General features: G+C 39.9%; 19 protein-coding genes. 4 read left to right on the forward strand and 15 right to left on the reverse strand.

The features are described 5' to 3' along the window. Positions 1-105 precede the first annotated feature (105 nt). The 5 genes from KBF71_02195 to KBF71_02215 all read right to left on the reverse strand — a co-directional run bounded on the left by KBF71_02195 (position 106) and on the right by KBF71_02215 (position 7,779). Positions 106-2,751 carry a hypothetical protein gene (locus KBF71_02195; protein MBP9877128.1) on the reverse strand — a complete coding sequence of 882 codons (2,646 nt, stop codon included), beginning with the start codon at positions 2,749-2,751 and terminating at the stop codon, positions 106-108. A gap of 339 nt (positions 2,752-3,090) precedes the next feature. Beyond that, a complete protein-coding gene (locus KBF71_02200; protein MBP9877129.1) occupies positions 3,091-4,266 on the reverse strand; it encodes a ribonuclease D in 1,176 nt (391 codons plus the stop codon). After that, entirely contained in the window at positions 4,259-6,769 is a 2,511-nt protein-coding gene (locus tag KBF71_02205) for a hypothetical protein (GenBank protein ID MBP9877130.1), read from the reverse strand. Before KBF71_02205 ends, KBF71_02200 begins: the two co-directional genes overlap by 8 nt. Positions 6,770-6,865: 96 nt before the next feature. Further along, positions 6,866-7,099 carry a hypothetical protein gene (locus KBF71_02210; GenBank protein ID MBP9877131.1) on the reverse strand — a complete coding sequence of 78 codons (234 nt, stop codon included), beginning with the start codon at positions 7,097-7,099 and terminating at the stop codon, positions 6,866-6,868. 11 nt (positions 7,100-7,110) lie between these two features. Continuing rightward, entirely contained in the window at positions 7,111-7,779 is a 669-nt protein-coding gene (locus KBF71_02215; protein MBP9877132.1) for a hypothetical protein, read from the reverse strand. A 169-nt stretch (positions 7,780-7,948) separates the two neighbouring features. Between KBF71_02215 and aspS the strand changes: the two genes are divergently transcribed. After that, a complete protein-coding gene (gene aspS / locus KBF71_02220) occupies positions 7,949-9,775 on the forward strand; it encodes an aspartate--tRNA ligase (GenBank protein ID MBP9877133.1) in 1,827 nt (608 codons plus the stop codon). A gap of 20 nt (positions 9,776-9,795) precedes the next feature. Further along, positions 9,796-11,913 carry an NAD-dependent DNA ligase LigA gene (gene ligA, locus KBF71_02225; GenBank protein ID MBP9877134.1) on the forward strand — a complete coding sequence of 706 codons (2,118 nt, stop codon included), beginning with the start codon at positions 9,796-9,798 and terminating at the stop codon, positions 11,911-11,913. A 213-nt stretch (positions 11,914-12,126) separates the two neighbouring features. Here the strand turns inward: ligA and KBF71_02230 are convergent, their stop codons facing one another. From KBF71_02230 to KBF71_02265, 8 genes are all read right to left on the reverse strand, one after another. Further along, positions 12,127-13,692 (reverse strand): hypothetical protein, encoded by a 1,566-nt coding sequence (locus KBF71_02230; protein MBP9877135.1) that lies wholly within the window; start codon positions 13,690-13,692, stop codon positions 12,127-12,129. Between the two features lie 87 nt (positions 13,693-13,779). Further along, entirely contained in the window at positions 13,780-14,364 is a 585-nt protein-coding gene (locus KBF71_02235; GenBank protein MBP9877136.1) for a nicotinate-nicotinamide nucleotide adenylyltransferase, read from the reverse strand. Then, a complete protein-coding gene (gene proB, locus KBF71_02240; GenBank protein MBP9877137.1) occupies positions 14,364-15,590 on the reverse strand; it encodes a glutamate 5-kinase in 1,227 nt (408 codons plus the stop codon). The genes KBF71_02235 and proB overlap by 1 nt, the downstream gene beginning before the upstream one ends. A gap of 260 nt (positions 15,591-15,850) precedes the next feature. Then, a complete protein-coding gene (locus tag KBF71_02245) occupies positions 15,851-17,098 on the reverse strand; it encodes a porin (GenBank protein ID MBP9877138.1) in 1,248 nt (415 codons plus the stop codon). A 452-nt stretch (positions 17,099-17,550) separates the two neighbouring features. Further along, on the reverse strand, positions 17,551-18,309 hold the full coding sequence (locus KBF71_02250) for an ABC transporter ATP-binding protein (protein ID MBP9877139.1): 759 nt from the start codon (positions 18,307-18,309) through the stop codon (positions 17,551-17,553). A 4-nt stretch (positions 18,310-18,313) separates the two neighbouring features. Then, positions 18,314-19,123 (reverse strand): ABC transporter permease, encoded by an 810-nt coding sequence (locus tag KBF71_02255; protein ID MBP9877140.1) that lies wholly within the window; start codon positions 19,121-19,123, stop codon positions 18,314-18,316. Between the two features lie 23 nt (positions 19,124-19,146). After that, the gene (locus KBF71_02260) at positions 19,147-20,097 is read right to left on the reverse strand and encodes a rhodanese-related sulfurtransferase (GenBank protein ID MBP9877141.1); all 951 of its coding nucleotides are present in this window, start codon (positions 20,095-20,097) and stop codon (positions 19,147-19,149) included. A gap of 25 nt (positions 20,098-20,122) precedes the next feature. Beyond that, positions 20,123-22,372, reverse strand: a complete 2,250-nt coding sequence (locus KBF71_02265; GenBank protein MBP9877142.1) for an EAL domain-containing protein — start codon at positions 22,370-22,372, stop codon at positions 20,123-20,125. Positions 22,373-22,534: 162 nt separating this feature from the next. Here KBF71_02265 and KBF71_02270 point away from each other — a divergent pair, with 162 nt between their 5' ends. Next, complete coding sequence (locus KBF71_02270; protein MBP9877143.1) at positions 22,535-23,065, forward strand: hypothetical protein; 531 nt, start codon at positions 22,535-22,537, stop codon at positions 23,063-23,065. A gap of 46 nt (positions 23,066-23,111) precedes the next feature. Beyond that, a complete protein-coding gene (locus tag KBF71_02275; protein ID MBP9877144.1) occupies positions 23,112-23,951 on the forward strand; it encodes a mechanosensitive ion channel in 840 nt (279 codons plus the stop codon). Between the two features lie 150 nt (positions 23,952-24,101). Here KBF71_02275 and mltG read toward each other — a convergent pair whose 3' ends face one another. Both mltG and rpmE read right to left on the reverse strand, forming a co-directional pair. Beyond that, positions 24,102-25,112, reverse strand: coding sequence for an endolytic transglycosylase MltG (gene mltG, locus KBF71_02280; GenBank protein MBP9877145.1), 1,011 nt, complete (start codon positions 25,110-25,112; stop codon positions 24,102-24,104). A 411-nt stretch (positions 25,113-25,523) separates the two neighbouring features. Next, a complete protein-coding gene (gene rpmE / locus KBF71_02285) occupies positions 25,524-25,739 on the reverse strand; it encodes a 50S ribosomal protein L31 (GenBank protein MBP9877146.1) in 216 nt (71 codons plus the stop codon). Positions 25,740-25,786: the final 47 nt, after the last annotated feature.

Here is a 25,786-nt window from a genome sequence, read left to right on the forward strand (position 1 = left end):
TTCCTGGGAGGCTATCCTTAATTGCTTCCCATTGGTCATCCCTTAAATCATACAACTTTCAACTCCTTTTCTTATTATTAGAAGTTCAGTATATCATAAAAAAAATTAAATGTCGACACTACCTAAATAATAAGAAGCCAGAAAACATAAGGCATATCGTCCACGCATTTCTACAGGAGACTCAAGATAGAGTTGAACCAGAGCCTCTCTGTCTTCCACACGATGCCCTGTCAAAACGAAAGCATCTTCAAGACACAATTTGGCCCGCTCAATATTTTGAGATTTTGATGTACGCGCATAAAAGAAGCCAAGCCTCAAATGCAGCTCATGATTCCCTTCTGCAAGCTCTATGGCAACATTATGCACATCTTCAAAACTCATCCCCTTTTCATCAAGCATTTGAATGATCGTTAATAGATCACCAAAATCTCGCTGTCCATTTTGAATATGAGGGACCAAATAGCTTATTAAGTTCGCAATAATTAAGTTCAACGATTTTTGAAAAGCAGAACATCTCTCTATACCAGGGCAATCATTTATAAGAGAGATAAAGTTAGATAAAGCTGCTAAATCACCTTCATGAGCTAATCTTCTATCAGGCAAAGAAACATTTTCAATTATCTCTTCGATATTCCCTCCTGGAGCATCAACATATCCTCGTTCCTCATAATAATGGTAATATTGAATAAATGCCTTGCGATCACCTGTCAGAGCGACGTCATATAAATTTTCGACTGCATAGAGAGCTTTCTTTATGTATTCAGGCTCGAGATTCTTCAGAGTAATGGGGGATAATTTTTCTTTGATCAAATACACTTGTACAAGCGCATAGGGCTCTCCCGCTTCTAGAGAGACAAGACTCGATGATAAAAGATCATTAATCAGTTTATAAAAATAACCCGAAAGCATTGCATCCTCTTCTATACTGCAAAGAGCAACCAGCATAACGTCGTTGAGCATCCTTAGATCACCTGCTTTCGCTCTTGCAACAGATTCCTCAATCAGACGAAAGGCAACTTTTTCATAAGAGCCTTTAAAGGTCAAGAGACGGCGAATAGATGGAACAAATAAATAGGCACTCACAGCAAACCTGAAATAACTCAAGGCCTTTTCGAAATTTTGCTCATCCTGCAAAGCAATGCAGCCAAGCGTAAAATGTACACCCCGTTCACCAGGGTTACATGTTTCTGCAAGAGCTTCGAGCTTTACGATTGCTGCAAGGCGCGCAGCTTCATCGAATGGCGAATTTTTATCTGATCTTAGAAAGTTCGGCGCAAAATCGTGAATTCTTTCACTTACAATTCCCCCCATTGCCTCAAAATACAATCCAAATGCCTTTTCGAGATTTCTTTCAACGACTCTGCCTTCTGCATAAATTTCAGCTAATGTAAAAGTTGCAGACTCATTAGATCCTGCAAAATTAACAGCCACTCTTGCAAACAAATAAGCATCTCTTTCAAACTGATCAGCTCTTTTTTTATCTTGCTCGTCAAGGACTTCTTTTTGATAAATCTCTTTTGCCTTGTGATGTTGATTATAAGCCTCTCTCGCTGCGAACTTGCAACCCTCGTCAGATAGAAGCTCAGGCGCCCAATTCCCAGAACAAATATCTTTCAACATCTCAAAACGAGCGATTGTAAAATCATCACCAAGCCAATTTTGAAATTTGCAAAGCATTTGATCATCCAATGAATCCAAGTTATAAAACAAATGAACAAGAGCCTCCAGCTCACCGCCATCAATCGCCGTACACAAATAAGCACGTTTAATTTCTTCAGTCTCTGAATCACCTGCAGCCTCAAAATAGGATTCAGCTGTATAAAGACAGGCTTTGGGATTTCCAGCATCCGCAAGTTTTTTCAATTTTTTCAAATCACCAATCAAGTGCAAATAATCTGGATTGTGATCCAGTGTTTCCACATCAGAAAAGCGAGGGTTATGGAATTGATTGTTTAATACTTGAAAGAAAGATTGGCGCTGTGGTGTCGTTTCTAGCTCTGCAATCTGTGCAATAACCTGCTTTGCTTGTTCATTCCCTCTTTTGGCAAGATCCATTATTTTTGTCAATAAGAGATCAAGAAAAAAGTCAGTTTCATTTTTTTCATCTTGAACCTCAGCGCTCTCTCTTAAATCAACAGCCCATAGTTCCTGAAAATACTGAAAAGCACGATCCAAATTTTGAGGAACAGCTCCACCCAATAAATAAAGAAGCGCAAGATGAAACTTTACATCCGAAAATCCTTTGTTTGCATAATCAGCTAGAATCGCCTCAACCTCATGAAGATAATTTCTTTCCTCTGGCGTTCTCGCATTTTTGAACATGCTTTCAACAACAGTGATTAAAATTGAATCAATGAGAGGATATTGATTCATATCCCATGTGTGATACTGCATTGCTATTTTGAAGAAATAGATTGCCTTTGGGAAATCTCGCTGCGGGCCCTTAACATAATACTCAACAAGTATATCCGATGCCCCTAAATCACCCTTAAAAGCCTTTAAAGCAAGGTGAACAAGAGCTCCCTTCAGCTCAGTTTCATCATCACTTTCCTCTAAAATTGTGAGCAGCAAATCATAATCTGTTTCTAGTGCCAATTCAGTTTCACGCTGATAAAGATAGATAATATCCTCTTGAATCTCAATACCAACAGATTCACACACCTTACGGATAAGGTGCACCTCTGGTGATTCAGCTTCTAAAGGAACTGGATTGACTTGATCGGTTGAATTGATTTGTGAAATATGCGACATGATAACCTCAATAATAGAATGGTATAAAAATAAAATTTACAATGAATGAAATATATAATAAAATTATTCATTTGTCAAGCAGAACCGCTGCTATTCCAAATTATTTGTACCATTCAGAAAACATACATAACTCCGTCATCAACTATGATTTTGATTCAAAGAATCGTCATTCAGAGTCGCCTCCTTAAGAGGCGACGTGGAATCTCAGCAATACTAAACACAAGACAATTCCTATTGATGCATCCCAGAGACTCCACGGGCTCTCCTTCGAGAGCCCTCTGAGTGACCGAACTATTTATCTTACAATCGCAAGAAGCGAAAAACCAGAGACTTAGCCCCTTAAACCCCTGCTTTTTTAATCTCAAGGGCAGCCTCTCCAAAAAGAGGACGGCGCCAGCCAGAGAGAAAAGCAATCTGCTCCTCTTTATCAGAGACGATAAATTTCTTCATATCATTCATTGTTGCAATCAATTGCTCATTTAAATTCAGTTGCTGCGCAACGTCTGAGCGCTTCTGCTTTAAAAGATCGATGAGCTTTTTGACATCATGATGCGACAGGTCTGAGCTTTTTGACTCATCAGCTTCCTCTGGCAACACAATATCAGCCTCAGCAATCAGCTCAACAATTGCAAGCCCTTCAAGCAAATCGCGCTTCATAATCGCTTCTAAATCTGAAACTGTCTTTGGCCTTTGGAGCAAAATTTTGACCATCTCATCATTTGAAATCAAATGGCCTCTTGGCACATTCTTTTGCGCTGCTGTTTTCTCACGCCAAATCAAAAGACAATAAATCAATGATTTTGGCACATCGACAAGCTTCTTCTGACTTGTTTTCATAAATTGTGTAAAGAGATAATGGGGATCTTTTTGGAAATTTTGCGCTGAGAGCAACAGTTGTGAGTCCTCATGAGCCTTATCCAAATGGCCGCAATCCTTAAGCTTCTGGATGAGCATGCCATAAAGATCGATCAAGTAAATTACATCGAGCGCTGCATAAACAAGCTGTTCTTTCGGCAAAGGCCTTACTTGCCAATTGGCATCCTGATATGTTTTATCAAGTACTTTCTCACACAAAAGAGCCACCAAATTCGCGTAAGAAATCTCGTACTGATCTGTGATATCGCAAAATCTGACAGCAATTTGCGTATCAAAAATTGGCTTTGGCAAGCATTTAAAAAAAGTGAGAAAAGCTTCAAGATCTTGGCTAGGCGCATGAAAAATCTTTAAGATATCATCTCGCTCTAAAATAGGAACCAGCCCCGAAAGATCAATTCTCTTTGCCAAAGGATCTATCAGAAAAACCTCATAATTAGGGAAAGCAACTTGAATCAAACAGAGATGAGGATAATAACTATGGCGCCTTTCAAATTCAGTATCAATTGCAAGATAGGTAGGCTTTTCATCAATGATCTTCTCAATGAAAGCATCAAATTGATCCTGATCTACAATCAACGAGATTACTGATCTTTCATCAAAGTCACATTCAAAAACTGCTGTCCTGTCGTCCTTACTCACCCATTTCACCTTCTGCCACCTCTGGAGGTTCATCCTCTCTCAATCTAAGGTCTGTTTCCATTTTATGGAAGCATTTTTCGTAATCAATGAGTTGATCCTTGAGAACATAGTCAAAGACTTTGGTCATCAATTGCACAAAAATACTATAGATATGAAGATTACAGTCAGAAATCCACATACGCCCTCTTGTGCGAGAAAGAATCGATAATCGCATCGAGGCAAAAAGAATTTGTAAATACTGCTCCCTTGTCATCAGCCCATGAGCCATCAAAACGGTTACTTTCAGCAACGAGCCATTCTTTATCAAATAATTCACGAGATCAGAGCTTGACCTTTCATCAAAGACAGACGTAAAAGCTCTAAGGGCATGACCAATAATATCTCTATAAAGATCAGCTGACTCTGGCTTTTGCAGAACCAAAGACAATTCTGCCTGTCGCTGCAAATGATCCATCCCAAAAAGAACAATATATGTAGGCCATTGCTTAATACCATATTTTAAAGAAGCCTCACAAAGAACTTTTCTAGAGTGGCTGAGAGCATTTACAGGGTTTAAAAATTCTTGGAATGTCTTCATCTCTTGCTTAAATGCAGGAGTTGATGCCCACAGCTCAAAGTTTGCAAACAACTGAGCAAGCTCAGCAAATCTTTTATCATCATAAATTGTTTCTATACTAAAAGAACTACTCTTGACACACCACATAAAATCAAAAAAGTTTCCCCTCAGTAGCATAGGCTTAAGGTGTAAAAGTTCTTCATTGAAAAGAAGAGAACAACCTTCATCAATTCTTTTAATGATGAGAGAGAACAGCTCGCCTAAAGATTCTATATTCGAAAAGTTGTCTTTCTCTTCAATAAGAAGCATGCCAGCGCAACATAAAGAGTGGAAATAGGTGCGATAATGCATAGATGTTTGATATAAATCATAAAGTTCAGCATCAACTACCCTTAATCGCTCAGAAACCGATTGAACGACAGCTACACACATCTCTTTATAGGCCACCAAAAGATTTTTCCCTGTCCACTCTTCTCTTTTAACCGAAGCAAAAAAAGGCCTTAGCTCTTCATCGAACTCTTCTCCTCGATCAAAACGACCATAAGCATCAAAACATGCTTGTGCATCTTCAAATTTATACTTATGAAGTATCCTTGAAAAAAGATTATCAAAAATATCATCATAGGCGTTCCTGTACTCTTCTAACAACCGCTGCTCTTTTAACAGGCGGCAAAAATCTAAATAAACATTCCCCAACTGCTGAAGATTCTTAGAGGATCTTTGTGAAGGCAAATCCTCTAACTGAAAAAAGAAAGGATACTTCTTAAAAAAATCTTCATCTGCATCGCTGAAATCAAGTAACTTTTCCCTCAAAGCCGTCAAAAGACCACTTGTACAATAGGATAAAAGGAAAGGCCTTCCCTGAACTATACAATAGCCCTGCCTTAAAATTTGAAAAGTAAGATACCCTTCTTTGATCATCGTGATAAAAAGCTGTAATTGTTTGATCAAAACCTCAGCATCTCGATGCTTAACATCTACCGAAACAGACTGATTAAAAGCTTTCAATGAAAAGTCAGGCAGGTTTAACAACTCAACCATAGATTGCTCGAGACGATTTTTCTGCTCATCGGTCACTTGACCTATTGGACCAAAATGAACATAACCATTAAACACAACATTTGTAGGAGCCATAAGACCAGACTCAAAGAGATGAAAAAATTTAACAGCTTCCAAAATACCATCAGCTAAATGGACAGATGTTAATCTTCCGTCCGGCATCCAATTCCAAACTTTATTCAGCAACTGTAATGTGTATGAAAAATTTATATTAAAACCAGATTCTAGCAAATAAAACAGGGATGGCAGTTCATCTATACCTAATGGCAGTTGCTTCAGAGCAATCACCATCGCTCGAATCAAGACCTCAAAAACTTGGTCCTCTCTTACCTTTTCCGATTTAAACCGCATGCTACCCCACAAGACTTCAAGCGCAAGATTAATCTGATATGGCCCGAATCTGTCATTTTCAAAATCTCTTTCATTCAAAAGTCTTTCATAAAGGCTATCCGGAAAATCTTTCCCATGTCTTTCTTCAAACAATAGAAAATCATCAAGACTGTTCATCCTCCCTTCTTCATAGCAAGCTATGAGACGATCATAAAAAGCTTTCACTTCTTGAGAAACCATAAGTGCTGGATTTCCTGATTCAATAGCTACTTTTCGTACAAATTGGCGATTATTTTCTGAGTGAACACGATAATAAGAAATAACACTCTTGTCTGCTGACGCCTGCGTATAAACGCGTACAATGCGATTAAACAAAAAAGCTGATGCATAAGGCAAAGCGTTCTGCCATAAAGACTGCGCACGAGCTGAATCTGTTATCACAGCGTGAAAGGTTTTCGAAGTTAGAACTAAAGAGTGAATATCTTCAGCCGATAAATTGCCATCAACAATAATTTGATTCGCAAAATGAGGCAATATAGAATTTTCAAAATGAGTCATTGGCTATTTCCACCTATTTATTAAATATAATAAAAATACAATCTAATAAATAGCAGATCAAGCCTTGGAAAGCAATTATTTTCTTTAGGTTAGACCCTATCGTAATTTTTTTTTGACTTCTTTTATTTCTTCAGCAAACGGTTTGAATTCAGTTGAAATCAGCTTTTTAAGCGTCTTTTTTTCGGGTTCAGTCAAATCGGAAACAAATCCATCTGCATTGGTATGTTGAAGCCGACTCACTTCTTCCATGGCTAGCTTCACCTTCTGAATCAACACATCCAATTCTTGATAAGATTTAAGCTTTTCAACATCTAACCCGTCATAAACCATTCTTTATCCCCCTATGCTGATTTCATACTATTTGTTTGATCGATTCTTTTCATCAGATGATGCAATCGTTGCTCAACTTCAAACACTTGCTGGGCTGTTTTTTTCACTTTAAAGTATTCAAGGTGAACGCGGTAATCGTTAAAACTATGCTGCTCTTTCATTTGCTTGTAATCGAATTCGGCCTTTCTTTCGAGTTCCATCGTGGCAACCAATTCACGCAAACACTCAAGCACCTGATACCACTGATGCTCTGTAATTCTAAGCTCTGGATAAGTTTCTGAGACAGTTTGCATCTCAAGATATATGGCCTGCTTTACCTTCTCATCATCTGTTTCAATAAAGTCAACCAAAGAGAGAATATCAAAATAGGGCGTGTTTTCTGAATGAACCTGACGCGCAACAAAAGAATCTTCACATCGCAATTTCAAATGCTCTAGCTCAAGCAAGGCATGACCTAATTTTTCATATAGACCGCGAATAACGACTTGATCCCATTGCTGAATCTTCTCTTCTCTAGCAGCTGGTGACATTTTTATTAGAATCTCCTTGAGATCTCCAGTTTTTTTCTGCAATTCAGTCACAAGGGAACGCGCGCAAATGAGGGTTTGAGTAAAATCTAAATCTCGATGATCTGCCGCCAAAAAAAGATTTTTCCCAATTGTTGGTCTATCAATAGCCATTGATTCCTCCTTTTCATTTTTAATTCATAAATTTATTATATATCATATTTGAATCATATTTGATTAAAAATGATATTCGTCGATTTTTTTATTTGTGATTGAAAAATTTTCTAAAATGGGGCAGATTATCTTATATTTAGAATATTGCTATGAATGAAAAGGAATGAAAATGCATCAATATAGAACACATTTTTGTGATGAATTAGGCCTTGCGCACGAAAATCAAACGATTCGCCTCTCTGGCTGGATCAACCGCAAGCGCGATCACGGTAATGTCCTTTTTATCGATATTAGAGATCATCGCGGCATGACACAGTGCGTTATTGAACAAAGCAACCCACACTTTTCTCTTTGCGAGAAAACAAGGATTGAAAGCGTGATCACCATTACAGGTAAGGTTGTTAAACGTGCACCAGAGACCATTAATGACAAGCTCTCAACTGGCCACATCGAAGTCATTATCGATGATTTCATTGTTCAAGGCGCTGCTGATATTGTGCCCATTCAGGTTGGCGTTGATGAAGAAGTTGGTGAAGAAACACGCCTGCGCTATCGTTTCCTTGACCTTCGTCGTAAACAAATGCAAGAAAATATGCGTCTGCGCAGCTCTGTCATTAGCTCACTGCGCCAAAGAATGATTGCACAAGGCTTTATGGAATTCCAAACACCAATTCTCACGGCTAGCAGCCCTGAAGGCGCACGCGACTTCTTGGTGCCAAGCCGTCTCCATCCAGGTAAATTCTATGCATTGCCACAGGCACCCCAGCAATTCAAACAAATGCTGATGGTCTCTGGCTTTGACCGCTATTTCCAAATTGCACCTTGTTTCCGAGATGAAGACGCAAGAGCTGACAGATCTCCTGGTGAATTCTATCAGCTAGACTTTGAAATGGCCTTTGTCACACAAGAAGATGTTTTTGCAGCAATCGAACCTGTTCTTGCTGGTGTTTTTGAAGAGTTTGCTGGTTTTCGCAGAGAGGTCCCTGCTCTTGTGACCAAAGCGCCTTTCCCACGCATTTCGTACGATGATTCAATGCTGAAATATGGTAACGATAAACCTGACCTCAGAAACCCACTCATCATTCAAGACATTACAGATCTTTTTGCCCGCGATGATGTGGAATTCAAAGCTTTTAAATCTGTGATTGAGAAAAAAGGCGTAGTCCGCGGTATTCCTGCTCCAAAAGCAGGACTTGAGCCACGCAGCTATTTTGATAAGCTCAATGATTGGGCACGTGAACTTGGTGCTCCTGGTCTTGGTTACATTACATTTGCAGAAGAAAATGGCGCTCTTGTCGGTAAAGGACCGATTGCTAAATTCTTACCTGCACCAGTCATTCAGATTCTTTCTGAGCGTTTTGCCCTTAAAGCTGATGATGCGCTCTTCTTTGTGTGCGATATGCCAAAACAAGCCTGTGAGCTTGCTGGCAAAGCGAGAACCAAAATTGGCGAATCCTTGAATCTGATCGCTCAAAATGAGTTCCGTTTCTGCTGGATTGTGGACTTCCCGATGTATGAACGCGATGATGAAACAGGCAAAATTGACTTTAGCCACAACCCATTCTCAATGCCACAAGGCGGTCTTGAAGCTCTTGAAACACAAGATCCACTCACCATCAAAGCCTATCAGTATGATATTGTTTGTAACGGTGTTGAGCTCTCATCAGGTGCTATCCGAAACCACAAGCCTGAAATAATGATCAAAGCCTTTGAAATTGCTGGCTATAGTCAAGATGTCCTTGAAGAGAAATTTGGCGGCATGCTCTCTGCTTTCCGTTATGGAGCACCACCTCATGGTGGATCAGCGCCAGGGATCGACCGTATTGTGATGCTTCTTGCTGATCAACCAAACATCCGCGAAGTGATTCTATTCCCATTCAACCAGCAGGCTGAAGACTTACTCATGTGCGCGCCTTCTGCTGTTGATGATGACAGACTCAAAGAATTGTCAATTCGCAAGCATCTGCCGATTAAGCTCGAAAAACAAATGGCGTGATACAAAGAGGATCAATTGAGATGACTGTTTCTCTGCCCAAAGCATCTCCATTTCGGCATCTTAATGTGAGCGAGCTCTCTGCCTATCAAGCTAAAATTGAAGCCGAGTCTCTCTCTGATGAAATTTCATATCATGATGAGCAATATCACGGCCTTGATCAGCCTGTTATCACAGATGCTAACTACGATAAGTTACGTCAACGCCTTGATACAATTCTCCATACTTTTCCTGATCTTGCTGAAGCTGGCATAAAAGCTGCTCATTCTGTTGGTGCAGCGCCGCTTGAGTCATTTGAAAAATATACTCATTCTGTTGCGATGCTTTCGCTCGCCAATGCCTTTTCGGATGAAGATGTTGAAGGCTTTTTAAGCCGCATCCGCCGTTTTTTGAACCTGCCTGATGATGCCCCCGTTGAAATCATGGCTGAGCCAAAGATTGATGGCCTTTCCATGAATCTTCTCTATGAAAAAGGCCATATTCAAGTTGGCGCAACACGCGGTGATGGCGAGGCTGGGGAGAACATCACGCCAAATATCAAAACCATCAAAGACATTCCTCATGATTTATCTGGCAAATCCGTCCCTGACCGCATTGAAATCAGGGGCGAAATCTATATGAATAAAGATGATTTTCTGTCCTTAAATGAACAGCGCAAAGCCTCAGGAGAGCCATCCTTTGCCAATCCCCGTAATGCCTCTGCAGGCTCAGTGAGACAGCTAGACTCAAGCATCACGGCCAAAAGACCTCTGAAATTCTTCGCCTATGCTTGGGGTGATGTGAATCCACCTTTCACAGGAACACTTGAGAATGCACGCGCCCAAATAGAGGCCATGGGCTTTGTCTTAAATAGCCCTGTCAAACTTTGCCGCTCTATAGCAGACATTAAGGCCTATTACAATTACATTCAAGAAAACCGCTCAAAGCTCTCCTATGACATCGATGGCATTGTTCTGAAGGTAAATGATTTAGCGCTGCAATCACGTCTTGGCTTTATCACGCGCTCTCCGCGCTGGGCAATTGCTTGGAAATTACCAGCAGAACAAGCGCAAACACATATTCGCGATATCACCATTCAAGTCGGCCGCACAGGAGCTCTCACCCCTGTTGCTGAATTAGAACCTGTCAATGTGGGCGGCGTTATTGTCTCAAGGGCTACACTCCATAATGAAGATGAAATTGCCCGGAAAGATATCCGCAAGGGAGATCTCGTCATCATTCAACGCGCTGGCGATGTGATTCCCCAAATCGTGAGCGTTCTTAACAAAGAAAATCCAGAGCGCCAGGCACCTTATCACTTTCCAGATCATTGTCCTGTTTGCGGCTCTTACGCCCATCGCCCTGTTGGTGAAGCTGTGCGCAGATGCACAGGCGGTCTTACTTGTGATGCACAAATCGTTGAGAGACTCAAGCACTTCGTCTCGCGCGATGCCTTTGACATTGAAGGCCTTGGCGCACGCACCATTGTTGAACTTCATGCTGAAGGCTATTTAAAAGACCCATCCGATATTTTTGCGCTACCGCAGCGAATTGCCTCTGGCGAGATAGAGCTACGCAACCGGGAAGGTTGGGGCGTTCGCTCTGAACAAAAACTCATTGAATCTATCGAGGCTCGGAGCAAGGTCAAGCTCGACCGCTTCATTTATGCACTTGGCATTCGTCAAATCGGCAAAACAACAGCTGAAATGCTCGCTGAGACTTATTTAAGTTTTGAACACTTCAAACAAGAGATGATCACAGCTCAAGATAAAACCTCTTCTTCTTTCCAAAAATTAGACGATATGGATGGGATTGGACCTTCAATGGCAGATGAGTTAATCGATTTCTTTAAAGAGTCTCATAACCTTTCCTTGATCGAAAAACTATGCTCTTATGTAACGATATTAGATGTTGAAATCAAAGCCAAAGAACAAACGGCCTATAGTGGTAAAACGATTGTTTTCACAGGCACACTCGAGAAAATGAGCCGCTCTGAGGCAAAAGAAAAGGCAAAAGAGCTTGGCTTTAAAGTTGGCTCATCCGTCTCAGCCAATACAGATATTGTTGTCTGCGGATCTGATGCAGGGAGCAAGGCAAAGAAAGCCCAAGAGCTGGGCATTCAAATCATTAGCGAGGCCGATTGGCTTAAGATGGTGGAGTGATAGACAAAAAGAGGCTATAAATTGATTATTGTAGCAAGAAATTTGAACAATCGTCATTCAGAGTCATCCCCTTAAGGGATGACGTGGAATCTTAGCAATCCAAAAATTTAACACAGTGGTTATTGTAATATCACAGAGACTCCACGGGCTCTCTCAAGAGAGCCCTCTGAGTGACGGCCCACATTAAGTCAATACTTAAACCATCAACTTTCTCTACGCTTTAGGCTTCTTAAACCGTGCGAGCGCAGCTTGCTTCATCTTCTGGTGCTCAGCTTGAGCTTTTGCTTGATCAACAACAGTTTCTTTATTGTCTTTAGCTTCAGGCATCTTCGATGTCTGATTCCTTTTTGCAAGCGCTGCTTTAATCGCATCCATTGGATCACCCCGATCAACAGGCTGTTGCTTAGCAACAGGGGCAACCTTGGCTCTTTCAGCTTTCTTTTCTTGCTTTACATCAAAATCATCATGTAACTTTTTAATGCCTTGGTCTTTAAACGGACCCATAAAGTTATACATCGCCTCTATAATGTCCCCGATTTCATCGCCTATCTCTTCAGTCAAGGGCTTTGCAGGGATACCTTCATAGAATTGCTTAAAGATTACATCAAAGAAGGCCTCAGCAAAAGCATCTTTCTCTATCGACATCTTGCCTTTCATCTCGTTCTCAGACATATTCCCTTGTGGCGGTGGAAGTAATTTGAGCTTTTCACCCATAACTTTTGAGACCACTTTAAAATCAGCACGAACACCTTTTGCTTTCAGTAATTCCGAAAGCTTTTCATCCATCGCCTTTTTAAAAGCCTCATTAAATTTGCTGATATCCATTGATCCATAACGCTTTTCATCTTCTTTTAAAATCACTTTTGGTTCAGGAGGCTTTACAGGCTCAGCTGCTTTTTCCACTTTATTCTTAGCACCCGGCATCGCTGGAGGTGGTGGTGCTTTTGGTGGTGCTGCCCCTGGCATTGGAGGCGGTGGAGGTGCATTGCCCATACCTGGCATTGGTGGTGGTGGTGGCGCATTTCCCATACCTGGCATCGGCGGTGGCGGAGGTGCAGAAGCTGACACAACAGGTTCTCCTTCTTGAGAGACCACAGCTTCTTTGGGCGCCTCAACAGGTTGGTCATTTAAAGCCTTCAATTCATCGAATGCTTTTTGAGCAGCTAAAAGCCGTTGCTTTAATGACTCTAACTCTGCACTTTTTTCATTAGATTCTTGACGCAAAGCCTCAAACTCTTCAGTTGAAGGACCTTCCTTTTTAAAATCTTCGAGTCTCGCAAACTCATCAAATACACCCTTAAATACGCCCTTATCTTCATTCAAAAAAGACATCAGCGTTTTTAAATCACTCTGTGATGGATTTTTTTCAATTTCCATAAACAAACTGCGAAAGAAATTAATAATAGATTTCAAAGCTCTGATCACGCCAATCGGCTGATCTTTCATTGTCTTATTCACTTTGTCTTCCAATATATCAATTTTACCCAAAGCTTCTTCTGCGAAAAGCTTCATCTCAGTTGGGGTGAATTCCTGACTCTTTTCTAATTTGTCAAACAATTCATCTCGCAAGTCTGAAATTTCTTTTAAAACCTGACCTAGCTCTTTTGTTTTTGTAAAGACCTTCACTTCGTGATCTTCAAGATCAGTTTCCTTAACTGAATCGGCATCCTGCATTCTTAATGTCACCTCATCTTCAATGACACTCACATTTTTTGTTGTTTTGACGTCATCAGTGCTAATAACGGATTCACGACCTGTTATCTTTTCAATTGGTGCCATGACTTTTCTCCTTCTTAAAATTCTTGATAATTAAATAATAGCATATTTAATTAAAAATTGAAATAAAAAAATATTAATATCAATTAATTACGAAAATCGGCGGAGTTGCGTTGACGAATCGGGCAAAAAAAGTTGATCTGTGAATCCCCAAAATTTTGGACCCAAATGAGGCAAGAACCGAAATTGAAATTCCTCAACTTGATAGGGTCTAAACTGCTCAGCTGCAGCGCAGGAAACTGCTCTTTTGGTATATGAGGGTCTTCCAAAAACAAAGAAAGGGATGAGCTTCATCAGATCTTTCCAGCGATACCACTTTGGCAACTGGATGAAATTATCCGCTCCCATCAGCCAAATAAAATGATCATGCGGATAAAGAGACCTGATATGACTCACAAGATCATAAGTATAAGGACTTGGACTCATAGCACTTTTTGGACAAAGCTTGATTTTACCCTTAGAGGCAAGAATCATTCTATCGATATGCTGATCTTTTTCAGCCCTTGTCATAAAAGATGATGTTTCTTTCAGTGGATTGATATCTGTTGGAATCCACCAAATTTCATCGAGATCCAAAATCCGAAGAGCCTTTAATGACAATTGTAGATGACCTTGATGTGGTGGGTTGAAAGATCCACCTAATAGGCCAATTTTTTTTGTCCCCGTTATTATCATTATACTGCAGCACCTGGGCTGTGAACGGTTGGAATATTTTGGACTGTGAATGAAATCAGATCATCCATATGAATAATTTCATCACGCCCACCAAAACCAAGCTGATTCAAAAGAGAAACACCATCAGCCCCTCTAATTCGCACAGCATCTTTCCAACAATAGGCTGAGAGACCGCGGCCAATCTCGTCTCCAAATTGATTCATGATACTCACAAGTTCTCCACGCTGAAATATGCCATTGATTGAGACAACATGCTTCGGCAAAAGTCCTTGGCCCTTTTCAATCATCTTCTGTCCTGCACTTGAAACCACAAGACTTCCAGACGACAGTAAATGGGCAGCAATCCAGTTCTGCCGGGCCTGCGTCGGAGAGATAGCAGCTTTAAAAATCGTTTTTAATTTCTTGTCACCAAATACAAGGGCGCCTAATGAGCCTGCATCTAAGGCTTTTGACAAGATAACAGAACAACCAGACTGCGTTGCGTGCGTTGCAGCCTCTATCTTGCTTGTAACACCTGTTTGCTTCCCCTTATAGGCCGATTTAAATTGCGATAGAACAGCCGTTGCATTGCCACCAATCTCAGGAATAATCATTGCATTCTCGTTTTCCTTTGGATCTTGATTATAAAGACCATCAATCTTTGAGGATAAAAGAAACAAGTGATCAGCGGACACAACCTGAGCAATCCGTGCAGAGAGCCTGTCATTATCTCCAGAGCGGATTTCAGTTGTTGCCACTGTATCATTTTCATTCACAATGGGAATCACACCATTACGCAATAAAGCCATGAATGTTGCTCGCGCATTTAAGTTTCGTCTGCGCACTTCGGTATCTTCAACCGTTAACAGAATTTGGGCGACTTTCATCTGATAAGATTCAAAAACATCGCGGAAAATAGAAATAAGCTCAACCTGGCCAATGGCTGCTGCTGCTTGCTTATCATCTAAATTTGTATCAACAGAGGCTCCCATAAGTGTATTTTTACCAAGGCGAATCGCGCCAGAGCAAACCAAAATAACCTCAACACCTTGTTGGCGCAAGGACAATACGTCTTTCGCAAGAGACTCTAACCATGACTTTTTGATGTGATTGCTTTTTCTTTCGAGAAAAAGGTTCGAGCCAATTTTAATAACAATGCGCTTTAAAGGATATGAGAGACTGTGTTTGATTTGCACTACGGCGTCAGTTTCAGAATCTGCTTTTGAATCGCATTGTTTTTTTGGCATCTATATTTTTCCTCTTACTCATCCCGGACGATCATCTTTTAAGAATGTGTTCAGTATAGCAAATTATCAGTCATCTGAAAAGTGAATTCGATTTTGGCTTCAGAGCCGCTTCATAAAAAGTTGAATGAGGTTCATAACTAAAGTTATATTCAAAATGTTGCCACGCTCCTCGCCATCGGTGTGTATATTCCTCATACACGCAAAAAAAACAAAAACGGCTAGGTTACCCTAGCCGTTTTCATTATAAGTCTTAACTCAGATTAAAAGTCAAGTTGTGTACCAATGATACCAACATAACCTTTGTCTTTGTTATTACCACCAGTTAGATTCAGAGTAGGCTCTGTATTACCTGTTGGAATATTATTTCGATTGAACTTACGCTCAAACATAACAAGATCAGCAGCTACTTTGATACCTGGTGCTAGGTAGTATTGACCACCAATACCATATGATGTGTATTTACCATCTTTAGAGCTTCCGCCTAAATCTTCAAACAAAGCGTTTGCAGATACAGCCCATGGTCCATTTTCATAAGCAAGACCAACGTTCCATGCATTACGATCAGCTTTTCTAAGATTTGCAGCTTTGTTTTGTGCTGATTTACCGTTATCAACGTAACCACCACCAAGTGTCCAACCCATCCATTCTAGTTGACCACCAACATGCCATGCTCTGATGTCACGACGTTCACCAGCTAAAGCTGCGCTAGCATTTTTGTCTTCACCCCAAACATAAGCACCGCTTAGTCTAACTTCAACATCATCAAATCTTGTGAGGTAGTTTGCACCGAGTTCGATAATATCTTTGAAGTTCCCTTTGAGGTAGTTTTCTTGTTTGTTGATATTACCAGCAAGACCATTCACAACTGAAGCATCATTTGGAGATACATAGTCTCTTGCACCAGCTGTTACAGCAGTTGCATGAGTTTTTGTTCTGATAACGCCTTCACCTTTGTTAAATTCAGGTGCATATGAAAGACCAGCTTGGAAACCATACATACGTGGCATGTAAACTGTGATTTTTGTGCTTTCTGCTGAATCCATAGCTTTTGGACCAACTGATGAACGACTGTTTACATTTAACCAATCTTCGTAGTCACCGTCAACTGCTTGACCGAAACCGATTCTTTTTGTGTAGTAAGCTGTTTTGTCAGCTGCACCGTCTCTATCACCGAGCTCTAGACGACCACATCTGTTTTCCATCCAAATGAATACAACATCTGAATTAAAAATGCCATCTTTACCATCATCTGTTGATGCATTCATGTAAACTTCTGCACCATATTCTAGACCATTTTGTGCAACACCTTTTGCTTTGAAAGCAATTTGTGATTCTGTTTGGAAGTCACGGTTATTTGTTTCAGCAAATTTATCGTTGAAGAAACCAGCTTGGAAGCGAACATAACCACCGATATCTAATTTAGGTTTTGCTTCAGCAACTGTAGCGATCAATGCTGATGCAAAGAGAGCTGTTGTTCCGAGCAAAATTTTTTTATTTAACTTTTTCATTTTGTCTCCTGTTTATTTTTGACGTCTTTTTTTGTTTTTCCATTTTTGGTATACAAAATTGCCAAATCTTTGTTTGACAGGATCAGTTTACAGAGGGTTTTAAGCATTCAACAATAGAAGTTTGATTTTTTATATGACTTTTTTTTCATTTGTTGTAATTTTATCACAGCCTATTTTTAAAAATGGCATCATATTAATCTTGCTTACTCTCCATCATCAACTACGATTTTTAATTTAGATAGTCGTCATTCAGAGCCACCTCATTAGGAGGTGGCGTGGAATCTCAATAAATCAACAGTTAACGCAATGCTTATTGAAAACTGCAGAGACTCCACGCCCTCCAAAAGGAGGGCTCTGAGTGATGGTACTAATTTATCTTACATTGAGTGAAGAGCACTTGGCTCTGGATGACCTCCTTGGCTTGCTAATCACCACCCTTTAACCCAAAAACATTAAATCGCCTCATAGGCTTCAGAGTAATAATAGCGATAAATTGCATCCACACTATCTATTGCAATGAGCTTTCCCCTTTTCAACAAAATGGCCTTATTACAAAATTCATGGATCAGTTGGTCAGCATGAGTGCTCATCACTAAAATTTTTGACTCATGCATAAAATCAGCCATGCGTTGCTTCGATTTATCCATAAATTTTTTATCACCCGCGCCAAAAACTTCATCAATCAACAAGATGTCAGGCGCTCTATCTGTTGCAACAGAAAAGCCAAGGCGCATCTTCATCCCCTCAGAATACGTCCTGACGGGCATATTTAAGTAATCACCCAGTTCTGTAAATTCTGCAATTGCATCCATCCTGCGACGCGTCTCTTGAATATTCTTTGTTCTAAACAAACTCATCTGAAAAAGATTCTCATAGCCGGTCATATCAACGCCCAAACCAACCGTCGTACTAAATAAGGTAGCCAAAGATCCCTTGCTTAAAAGACGACCCCTTGTTGGTTTATAAATGCCAGCTAAAACTTTCAGCAAAGTGCTCTTCCCTGCACCATTATGGCCAATGAGAGCAACGCGATCCCCCTCTTCAAATTTAAAAGACACATCATCCAATGCATTCACAATAAAACAAGATCCTGATTCTTGGCTAATGCGCCCCCCCGCAACCATGTGTAAGAATTTCTTTTTTAAACTCTGGGTCTGATGGTTATGAATTGGATAGTCAAGAAAGAGATTTTCGGCAATAATATGTGTCATTTATTTACACCCAATAAACCAGACGATGTCTATATTTCTTTAATAAATAAATAGAAACAACAGCTGTTACAATTAATAAAACAATAGAAACGGCATAATTCGTTACGGTTGGAACTTTACCTAACAAAGGAGCACGAATTAATTCAATAAAGTGAAAGAATGGGTTGAATTCAACCAGGATTGCTCTTTTCCCAACGATCGCTGAAGGTTGCCACAGAATAGGCGTCATCAGAAAAATCAGCATCGTCACTGAATTCACCATAGGGTGTAGATCGTGAAACCGAGAGGCTAGCATACCCAATATAACCACACAAAAATACCCAATAAGAATGAGCAACAGGAAGTTTGGAATAAAGAGAAATGTTTGAGGCAAGATCGGGACTTGAAAAACAATCATGACAAACATAATAATCACAAAATTATGCGCATAAACAATCAAATTTTTAATGAGAAATGACGAGACATAATAAAATATTGGTAACTTCACATTTCTCATCACCATTGCTTGCTCAAAGAAAAATAATGGCGCCTCTAAAATCAGAGAAGAAATCAAGCCCCAGGTAATGTATCCAACCGTAACATAAGGGAAAAAAGAATTCAGATCGGCACCAAAAACACTACCCCATATTAATCCAAGAATTAATATGGTTATACCCGCACTAATTGTGAGCCAAAAAGGACCTAACGTTGTTCGTCTATATCGTCCTTTAATATGAGCATAAGCACTATAAGCAGCGATCGGTAATAATTTAACGGCGTCAATAAACTCTTCCTTAAAAACGCCATCTTCGCTATTATTTTGATTATTTTCCATTCTCTTACTAACCCTAACCTCAACTATACCGTTTTCACTTGGTGATTTTTCACCTTTGAGCGCACCTGAGCCTTAGGACCTAAATGTTCAGCCTGTCTTTTATGAGCCAATTCAATTTGCTTTTGTCTTTCTTCAGCACTCATTTTCTTGTCAACCGTTGTCTTATTGTGACATTTCGGACAGCATACACCTTGTACATAATGTTCTGAAGTCATTTCCTCTTGTGTCAATGGATGGCGACACCCAAAACACATTTCATAATCACCAAGCTCTAGCCCATGCTTCACTGAAACACGGCCATCAAAGACAAAACAATCGCCTTCCCACAAGCTTTTCTCAGAATCTACGCATTCCAAATATTTCAGAATACCACCATTCAAGTGATAGACCTCCTCAAAACCATGCTGCAGCATATATGAGCTTGCTTTTTCACACCGAATACCGCCTGTGCAAAACATGGCAATCTTCTTATGCTTTTTTGGATCAAGATTCTTTTGAACATAGTCAGGGAACTCACGAAAAGTTGTGGTTTTTGGATCAACTGCTCCTTTAAAGGTCCCAATTTCAACTTCATAATCATTACGCGTATCCAGAATGAAAACATCATCCTGTTGAATCAAATCATTCCAATCTTCTGGATCAACATAAGTGCCAACTACTTTATCTGGCCGAACAGATGAATCTCCAATCGTGACAATTTCTTTCTTTAAACGAATTTTCATCCGATGAAAAGGCATTGTTTCTGCGTAAGACACTTTATAAGGTATCTCTCCGATACCACCTAACACTCCTAACGCCTCAAGAACAAAGCGTAGGTCCTTTGCATCGCCCGCGATTGTCCCATTCACACCTTCATCTGCAACAAGCACTGTCCCTGTAACAGCCAAATGCTGAACAGCTTCATCCATACGCGATTTTAAAGCAACCTTATCCTGAATTGCAGCAAATTTATAAAATGCAAAAACATCGACCATTTTTAATTCCATATCATCAAAAAGATTATCGTTTTGTATTTAACGATAAAAGTTTTGAAAAATCAAGTGCTGGCATCGCCTTATGATAAAAAAATCCTTGCCCATACAAGCAACCGGCATCAAGCATGAACTTTTCTTGCTCTGCAGTCTCAATGCCCTCAGCAATAATGGTCATATCAAGCTCATGGCCTAACTTAACCAGCCCCTTTACAAGCTGAGCTGTACTATGCTGATCTGACAAATGATGAATAAATTGCTTGTCAATCTTAATTGTATCAATGGGCAATTGATGCAAGAAGGATAAAGATGAATACCCCGTGCCAAAATCATCAAGACAAAGCTTAACGCCAATATCCCTCAACTGACCCAAAATCTCTTGAGCCCTATCTATATCTCTCAGCAAAATACCTTCCGTCAACTCAATGCTCAGCAATTCGGGTTTTATGCCATATTCTTCAATTGTTTCGCGAATAATCGTAATAAAATTCTGATCAACCAACCACCTCATCGACACATTTAACGAAACATTTAACTCGTAACCAGCCTTTTGCCATTCAACCATGTTATGACATGTGTCTTTCAATATTTTTTCACTGAGCTGAACAATCAATCCACTCTGCTCACAAATGGATAAAAACTCTTCAGGCAAGGCAATCGAGTCGTCTTTTTTGTGCCAACGTGACAGAACCTCTGCCCCAACAACTCTTTTTGTTTTCAAATCCAAAATTGGCTGAAAATAAGTCAAGATTCCTTCATTTTTAACAGCAAACTTAATCTCACTCTCAATCTTCTCATAAACTTCAGATAAAAAAGGCCTTCTAGGTTCTGCAAAAACATAAGATGTTCCCGCTATATCAGATGCACGATACATTGCCTCTTCAGCAATTTCTACCAATTCAATCGGTGTTTTTCCTTGATCTGGATAGATGGAAACGCCAATACTTGCTGCAACATGGTAGCTTTTAGCCATCACATCAACCGGAATCTCTAAAACATCCACAAGCCGGTTTGCGATGATTCTGGCATCGTTCTTATGAGAAAGTCCTGTCAACGCCAACACAAATTCATCTTCATGAAAGTGACCAAGAATATCACCCTTCCGATCCAACTCTTGAAACCGATCAGCAACAGCTTTAATAATATTATTCTGAATCAACTTGCCATAATGACCGTAGTTTCTTTTAAAATAATCAAGATGGATAAAGAGAACAGCTGCCTTTTTACGAGACCTTGCTGTTGTGTTCAAGGCGGTCTTCAAAAGACTCAAAAAGAAATTCCGGTTTGGCAGACCTGTGATTTTATCAACAGGGCGTATTTTTTCGAGCTCAATATCTTTCTGGATCCGCTCAATTTCACGCTCTAAAATAGCATGCAACATCTTTAAAAGAGATAACCTGGCATTATCCCACTTCCCATGCATCTTTGAAGTCGCCAGACAAAGAACTGAAGACAACTCATCCTGATGAGCAAGGGGCAGAAAAAGACAAGAAGTTACATTCGCTTTATCTAGTTCATTCTTATCTTGGCTTTCAGCCTTTAAATCCTTACGACTATCCGAAATAATCACGTCATTAATATGTAAAAGGCGATTGAAAAAATATGGAGTTGCCTCCATTGACAAGGTCATGACCTCAGTAAGAGGCTCTTTATCATCTGAATCCACCCAAACATACTGCGGGATTAATTTTTCTGTTTCACGTTCAAACTGATAGAGAACAATATGCTCGACATCCACAAATGTTCCCAACAACGTCAGTGCCGTTCTCATTTGCTGATCCAAAAGCTCAGCTGTCTGGTGATGCGTGATAAAATTATTGATAAAGAGCTGAATCAATTCTTGCAGAGGATCAATCTTCTGCTCTGGTGTTGGATGTTGAATGGTTAAAACTGGCAACTCCTTGTTTGAGAATTGGCAGAACAAATCCATTGAGGTCTGAAAGCTATAAAAAGAAAGGCGACGAATCTCATCACTTTTTGATAAAAGAGCCTCATCGAGCTCTTGCTTCGTTAGGACAACAAAGTGACAATGATCCTCAGTTGTAATGGTGTAGGTATTCGGCTCATCAAAAAAACAAGACTCCCATCCAAAGAGGCTAAGTGGTTTTGAATATTCAATTTTACGCCCTGTTGAATCAACAATCGAGACAACACCTTTTTTCAGCAAATAAATACGATGTGATACCTTACCAGATTCGAGAATTACGGTGCCTTTTAAATATTGCGCAGGCGTCCCTTTAGCAAATATTTTATGATCTCCAAGACGGATAATACTCATACGTTAATCCTATTTATTTTTTATTTATGATATTTTACTCAATATTCACATAGAAACACCAGAGAAAAATGCAGAATTATTTTATCAGATTGACAGTTTCATAGCGCTCAATCTAATCTAATAATGAATAAAGCGATTAAATCACATAAAGGACAATTTTTCATGAAAAAAATCTTTTTGAATTTCAAAGCGAATAAAACATCCCCTTTCTTTTGGATTAAAGTTGTTGCGCTGATTGACTTTCTTGCTGCTTTGAGTATTGTGACATCTGTTCTCGTGAACGTTTATATGAATCATCAAACGAACGTCTTTCTTAATCAGTACTTAAGTGAAATTCTCATCACCCTCGGGCTGCCCCTCCTCTATTTCGTCCTTTTCCATTTTCTGCCTGAAAAACGGATCAATCTTCAAATTGTCAAATACTTCTGCCTTATCCAAATCCCCGCTTTTAATCTTGGATTTGTGGGTTATAAGCTTGGCCTGATGCTGCCTCTTTTTGTCACTTACGAAAAGCAAATCATTGATGCCGTCAAAACAAATTTAGCATTTAACGTTTCATGGAATGTCGGGCTTGACTCCTGGATCGCCTACGATGCCTCAATCCCTTTCACAGTCGACGGATTAGGCATCAATCTTTTTGCACTTGCAATTTTCCTCTTAACAACCTATAAATTAAAGAAAACAAGACGATAGAATATTCTTCAATCAACAGGCCTTAAAATTGCCTTAGGAGCAAGTCATGAATTTAGCTGAAATTAAGGATAACGTTGTTCCTCCTTATGTCTCAGACTTTTTATATAATGAAGGCTTTGATTACGCCAACCGCATTTTCTATGCAATTCTGATCCTTGTTATTGGTTATTATTGCGTGCGCTTTGTCAATATGTTCACCCAAAAGGTCTTAAAGAAAGCAAAAATTGAAAGCAGTATCCGGTCTTTTTTAACCAACATTATCAAAGCTCTTTGCTACACTTTTATTGTCATTGCTGCTTTAAGCAAGATAGGAATCGATACAACGTCCATGGCTGCTGCCATCGCCGCTGCTGGTCTTGCTATCGGTCTCTCCTTACAAAATTCACTTTCTAACTTTGCCGCTGGTGTTATGATTGTAATCTTTAAATTCTTCCGGGTTGATGACTTTATTCAAGTCGCAGATATAGAAGGAACAGTTGAAGAAATCAGTATTCTCACCACAACCCTCATCGCAAAGGATAATCGAGAAATTATCATCCCTAACAGCCAAATGATTTCGGGCCATCTTATCAACTATAGCAAAAAGCCAACCCGTCGTGTGGATATTGAAATCGCTGTTAGCTACGAAGAAAACATCAAAACGGTTCAAAATATTTTGCTGGATATCTTAGCGCAAGATCCTCGCATCTTAGCCGATCCTAAACCAGATGTTGTCGTTGGACGTCTTGATGAAAATGCAGTTCATTTTTACGTCAGACCTTGGGTTCTCAATGCTGATTATTGGCCTGTCAAATTTGACCTGCTTGCCAATATCAAAACGGCAATGGATCGGGAATCTATCCTCACGCCATGGCTTACCTACGAGCGCGGCACAAAACATCCTTAAAAGGTAATAGCCCGATGATATCCGATATAGAATATAAGCGACTTCTTGACATTGAAACAGCTTTATTAATCCTACAAGCCAGAACCACAAAAGAAAAAGGATTTATTGGAGAAGATAAAAGCGTAGCATTACTAAAAGATATGCTCAATACTAAGGAGCCAGAGGAGTACTCGCCGCCTCTTGAGCCTGAGTCTTTTTAATCACACGCCACTTTGCAACATTTTTGAGATGCTCATCATAGGTCACAGCAAAGACATGACCGCCCTCACCGTTTGCAACGAAATAGAGATAAGCACTCTTTTCTGGATTCAACACAGCCTCAATTGATTTTTTACCCGGGCTACAAATCGGCTTTGGCGGCAAGCCCGCATGTACATAAGTGTTGTAAGGAGACAGATCTTTCAAATCTATCAAAGTCAAATCTCTACCCAGATCAAACTTACCTTCCGTTAGACCATAAACAACGGTTGGATCAGCCTGCAAAGGCATTTTAATCGCCAGTCGATTTAAATAAAGACCCGCAACCAATGGCCGTTCAATCGGTAAAGCTGTTTCCTTTTCAACAATCGAGGCAAGTGTTAAAACTTCCTCCTTTGTCGTTAACATCATACTCTGATCACGCATGGCCCAGGCCTTATCAAAAAATGTTACCATCTCCTTCTTCATACGCAATACCATATCAGATCTTGTATCACCATAGGTGTAATTGTAAGTCTCAGGCATCAGCTCACCCTCATCAGGTAAAGGTGTCGGCAAAACGCCTGAAAGCCTTTCCGCAGCCTCAACAAGATTGAAAATTTCGCGCATTGTAAGCCCTTCTGGAATAGTCAATTGATGCACAATAGACTCGCCCTTCACCAAAATATCAACCACCTCTTGATAGCTTGCTTTTAATGGAAAAAGATATTCACCTGCCCGTAATGATTTATGTTTTTGAGACAGCGCAACATAGGCTTTGAATAAAAAAGCATCCCGAATAACACCAGCAGATTCGAGCTGATCTGCCATTTCATGGATCGATTCACCCTTTTCAATCAGAGTGATCCGATCTTCTGGCAATGGACCCGAACGCATAAAGTCATAAAAAGAACCCAAAGCAATGAAAGAAATGAGTAAAATAAGACTCAAAAAGAGGATTATCCATTTATTGGCTGATGTCATGTAAAGTATTTTCCCCCGGGTTGATCGTTCTTATTTTAAGTGAGTCAGGAAAATAACTCAAGATTAGATTCAAACGACTCAGAATAACACATTAGAAGGATATGATGGAAGAACGACATAAATGCGTTTCTAACCCTCACCATTGTCAGGTATGAAAGAGTCAAAAATCTTGATGAAAGTTCTTCGTCATTGCGAGCCGGTCGGAGACCGGCGTGGCAATCTTATGGATTTGAAAGAGAAGATCGCCACGTCGCTAACGCTCCTCGCGATGACGATAGTACATATCATCTATTCTGGATATAACAAAGAAATAAGGCTATAAAAAAATCTTCATATAGCCCCTCATAACAAAAATCACTCAGCAGATTAATCCACTGAGTGATTTAAACTTTACAAAACAAACGTAAACTCTTAGAACTTCAAGCCACCAAAACGATTTTCGAAGGCGTTACCTTGGTTTGATGAAATCACACGATGCTGACCTGTGTAAGCAGGATGTGACAAAGAATCAATCTCTAATGTCATTGTATCGCCTGGTTTACCCCAAGTTGTTCTCATTTTTACTTTTGTACCATCTGTTAAAATCACATTGATTTCATGGTAGGCTGGATGCGTATTCTCTTTCATAACGTTCCTCATTTTTAAAGGCTTAATTGAATTTGACTCCCATTTAT

It is taken from the genome of Alphaproteobacteria bacterium (assembly GCA_018063245.1).
Classification (GTDB): domain Bacteria; phylum Pseudomonadota; class Alphaproteobacteria; order JAGPBS01; family JAGPBS01; genus JAGPBS01.